At 62.3% G+C, this 3,604-nt stretch carries 7 protein-coding genes; all 7 read right to left on the reverse strand.

What is annotated here, in order from left to right; genetic code table 11:
* A partial coding sequence (locus VJS90_RS12730) for a hypothetical protein (protein ID WP_349254728.1) occupies positions 1-495 on the reverse strand: 495 nt, incomplete at its 3' end.
* 207 nt (positions 496-702) lie between these two features.
* Positions 703-1,071: a DUF3168 domain-containing protein gene (locus VJS90_RS12735; RefSeq protein WP_324122009.1), complete on the reverse strand. Its 369-nt coding sequence runs from the start codon at positions 1,069-1,071 to the stop codon at positions 703-705.
* Entirely contained in the window at positions 1,071-1,544 is a 474-nt protein-coding gene (locus VJS90_RS12740; RefSeq protein WP_324122010.1) for an HK97-gp10 family putative phage morphogenesis protein, read from the reverse strand. The genes VJS90_RS12735 and VJS90_RS12740 overlap by 1 nt, the downstream gene beginning before the upstream one ends.
* Positions 1,537-1,878, reverse strand: coding sequence for a phage head closure protein (locus VJS90_RS12745; RefSeq protein WP_324122011.1), 342 nt, complete (start codon positions 1,876-1,878; stop codon positions 1,537-1,539). Before VJS90_RS12745 ends, VJS90_RS12740 begins: the two co-directional genes overlap by 8 nt.
* On the reverse strand, positions 1,878-2,219 hold the full coding sequence (locus VJS90_RS12750; protein ID WP_324122012.1) for a head-tail connector protein: 342 nt from the start codon (positions 2,217-2,219) through the stop codon (positions 1,878-1,880). The genes VJS90_RS12745 and VJS90_RS12750 overlap by 1 nt, the downstream gene beginning before the upstream one ends.
* A gap of 1 nt (position 2,220) precedes the next feature.
* Complete coding sequence (locus tag VJS90_RS12755) at positions 2,221-2,481, reverse strand: hypothetical protein (protein WP_324122013.1); 261 nt, start codon at positions 2,479-2,481, stop codon at positions 2,221-2,223.
* Positions 2,482-2,536: 55 nt separating this feature from the next.
* On the reverse strand, positions 2,537-3,604 hold a 1,068-nt coding region (locus VJS90_RS12760; protein ID WP_324122014.1), incomplete at its 5' end, for a phage major capsid protein.

Below are 3,604 nucleotides of genomic sequence, written 5' to 3' on the forward strand. Positions count from 1 at the left end.
CGAAGCGAGATCGCTCAGCTTCGCTTCAAGGGGCGGCTTCTGTCGTTGCCACTGGCGCAAGCCTTTCCCGCACAAGCTGGCGACCGCCTGTTTGCCACTGTATTCAAGCAAGGCTCGCTGGAACTCGGCACTGAGCGTTTCACCCTGGCGTAACTGCTCATCAAGAACGTCGAGCACGTCACGGCGGAACTTCTTAGCCCGATCAGTCCGAGCGAACATGCCAAGCAAGTGGGCACCGCGCAGGCTAAATACTCGAACCTCTTGCTCGCCGCCTCGGGTCTGCATTTTCACCATGGCAGTCATGGTCGCGGTGAATTCGTCGGCGTGGCGCAGATAGAGCTTCTGGACTTGCCGAATCATCGACTCAAGGGGTGCGTCACTTTGGTCACCCCCTTTCCCGTAGAGCGCGATTGCCACCTCTGAGAGGGTAAGGCACGGCTGTCCGCGATGGTCGATCACGTTCAGCTCGGTGTCGCCAACAATCAGCTTTGTCATAACGAATCCCCTGCAATGAGCCCTGGAAATAGATCGGCCACAGCAACGCCCCAGGGAAGGCGCTTTCGGGTGCCCCCTAGCTGTAGCCTGAAAAGAAACGCAGCCGGGGCGGACGGATGAACGAACATCCACCGTTCGGCTGTACGGGCCTAGGCTGCGTGTTTGGTTGGCCCTGCATCGCGAAGCCGTAAATGCTCGAGCGTCGAATTAACGACGGACGATCCAGTCCACATCGAAACTTCGGTGGTAGTCCTTGGTGGTCGGATCGCGGTCTGTGGCGCCCCAGCGGGCCACGTATGCGCGCGGCTCAATGGCGGCGCAAAGTGCCTTGGTTACTGCCTGGACGGAGCCCCCAGTGGCTGCATACACGTCGACCTGCAGGGTGAACCCGTCGGCATCTGGGCGCCCGGCGAGAAAGTTCTCGGGGCTACCCGAAATTAGATTCCAGACCACATACGGCTTCACCGTGCCCGCCGGAGCCTCGCCGAACGAGAAGAGCCGGCAATCCACACCCGCGCCCAGCAGTGCGCCGACCCCGGCGTCGGACGAGCACACGGAAAAGATTGGCGGATCCATCAGGCCCCCTTGAGTGCGGCATCAATCTCTTGCGTGAAGACCCTCACGAAGCGATCCGTTACGGTGTTCACGTTGGTGGAAAGAGCCGGTCGCATGAACGGCGCCGGCGCAAACGACTGCGTGCCGAACTCGATGTAACGCCAGTGTCTGGTGTCGCCGCCGGGGTTTCCGCTGGCGTCCTTGCTGTGCTGGTTCGAGCCGGCGCCACCGCGAATCCCCACCCTCATCACAACGCCACCCTCACGCTGCCCTTGGCGGCCAGCTTCCTGAGTCACGATGTTGCGAAAGATCTTCTCGGCAGTCTTCGGGTCATCCATTGCCTTGGCGCGGGCCTTGGCATCGTCGCGCACAACGTTCATTGCCTGCCGAGCAGCTTTGCGCAGGCCCTTGCGGCGAAGCTTCGGCGCCAGACCAAGCATTTTTTCCGTCAAAGGCTTGAGGCCCTGGAGACGGGCGCTGATTTGATCAACCATCCCTCACCCCCTTCGAAACCAAAATCGTCAGATATTCCAGGCCCGACTTGGCGTCTTCCAGTGGAGGGCCTTCGATGCTGTAAATCTCGCCGCGATGGACAATGCGCATCGTTGGCAACACGCCAGTGCGGTACCGAATAACCACCCTCGCCGTCGCCTCAGACTGGCCTGCCTGGGCCGCGATCAAGTCCTTGGCGGACAACGGTTTCAAGCTGGCCGGGCATCGCTCCCACCGACTGACCCACTCCGGCTCGCCAAACTCGCCGGTATTTGGGTCTCGGACAGACAGCTTTTCCTGGATATCGATCCGATGTCTCAGCGTGCCTGCGCGCATCAGACCCCCCAACCTATTCGGTACGGAGTAAGCAGCGAGCGGGAGCCCATCGGCAATTCGCTGAAGGACGCCCCGCTTGCGGCATCTTCGCGGTTTTCGAACAGAGACCCCAGGATGAGCAGGCACGCAGCGCGCACCGACGGATTGATCAAGATCGGATTTCGGCCGGCGGTCCCTTCCAGAACCGCAGCCGCCAGGTCATCAGCATTGGCGTAGAACTGCCGATTCATGAACCGCGCAGCACTGTCCTCGGCGGCAGCCAGATATAGCTCCACCTGCTCCCTGTCGTCTTCTTCGGCCCGCAGGTGCTGTAGAGCCTCTTCGGTCGAGATCACGTTCATGTCAGGCCTTCGGGTCTTTATCGGTTGCCAGGCCAGCGGCGATCAGGGAAACGGCGTCATGCTTCGGCGACTTGTAGCCTTCGCCGCCCGCACGCCGGATTTCCTTACCGTCCAGGTAGCTGCGGATCGGGTAGATAGTGATCTGCGCGTCATCCGGGGTACTGGAGCCGGTCAGCGCCGCGCTTCCAGGCTCCATATCGCCTGGAGGGGAAGCTGCGATCGCTTCCGGGGTTTTAGAACCATTCGAGTTTGCACGTGCCATCTGCACATCTCCTCGGTCAGCGGCGCCGCCCGCAGGCGGCGCTCAGCGGGAAGGATTACTCGCCGGTCAGCGGGCCGGTAACGAACGCTTCGGGGCGGTACACGGCGAACGCCAAGCGCTCTTCGGCGCGGATGGTCACCATGTTGTTCTCGAAGTCCTTGTCGTTCTCAGTCGACACCAGCACTTCGATGCCCATGCGGTCGTAGATCTGGGCAGCCAGGCTGAAGGCGCCGACCAGGAACTGGTCCTGCACGATGGCTTGGGTCTCTACAACCGGGAGGTTCCACAGTCGCGGCGCGGTGCCTTCCTGCGGCTTGCCGATGATGTAGCGGCCCTCGGCATCCTTGAGCAACTCGATCGCCGCCCAGTCGATCGGGTTGAGGACGACGCCGGTCGCCGGAAACTCGGCAAGCATCGCTTGCAGCAGGGCCAGACGGATGCGGTCGATGCGCTGTGCCGCTTCGACCACCACGCCCGCCGGGGCCGAATAGGCCTGGGCCTGAGGAATGATGCCCTTCAGGTTGTTGCCAGTGCCGTTGCCGTACAGCAGCTGAGCCTCTTCGGCCAACAGCAGGCCGTAACGAGCACGGGCATCGATGTAGCTTTGCAGCGCCGAGGCGTCGTCGAGGATCTGGCGGCTACCCTTGAACAGATGCGCAATGGTGCGCACGTTCGCGTTTTCCAGGGCGAACTTCAGGTCGCTGTACGGCTTGGCCATACCTTCGCCAACGATCGCGGCGTTGTTGGTGAAGCCCGTCTCACGGACGTATTCCACTGCGTTGCTGTCGGTGTTGCCGGGAGCGACCAGGTCGCGAATGGTGAGGCGGCGCTGAGGAGCCAGAATCACGCCCACTCGCTCGGTCTGAACCAGGCTGCCGCCGGAGTCGGGGGCCGAGGTAATCGCAGCGCGGGGGACTTCGACACGGCGCGAGCCGCGGAAGGTGCTGGTCACGCCCTCCTCGGCCATTTTCGCCGACACCAGCTGGCCGGCGGACTGCTGAACCTCGGGCTCATGCTTCTTGCCGGCATTGACCAGCTTCTGTTCGGCGTCCTGCATGCGCGCCTGGAGCTCGCCCTGCTTCAACAGCAGTTCGTCAACCTTACCGCGGGTTTCTGCCTGCAT

The sequence above is a fragment of the Pseudomonas sp. genome (assembly GCF_035277045.1).
In the GTDB taxonomy this organism is placed as follows: Bacteria; Pseudomonadota; Gammaproteobacteria; order Pseudomonadales; family Pseudomonadaceae; genus Aquipseudomonas.

Coding starts and splice junctions, on each gene's coding strand:
- VJS90_RS12755 (WP_324122013.1), bottom strand. CDS start 2,481: ATGGCACGTGCAAACTCGAATGGTTCTAAAACCCCGGAAGCGATCGCA.
- VJS90_RS12740 (WP_324122010.1), bottom strand. CDS start 1,544: ATGGTTGATCAAATCAGCGCCCGTCTCCAGGGCCTCAAGCCTTTGACG.
- VJS90_RS12735 (WP_324122009.1), bottom strand. CDS start 1,071: ATGGATCCGCCAATCTTTTCCGTGTGCTCGTCCGACGCCGGGGTCGGC.
- VJS90_RS12745 (WP_324122011.1), bottom strand. CDS start 1,878: ATGCGCGCAGGCACGCTGAGACATCGGATCGATATCCAGGAAAAGCTG.
- VJS90_RS12750 (WP_324122012.1), bottom strand. CDS start 2,219: ATGAACGTGATCTCGACCGAAGAGGCTCTACAGCACCTGCGGGCCGAA.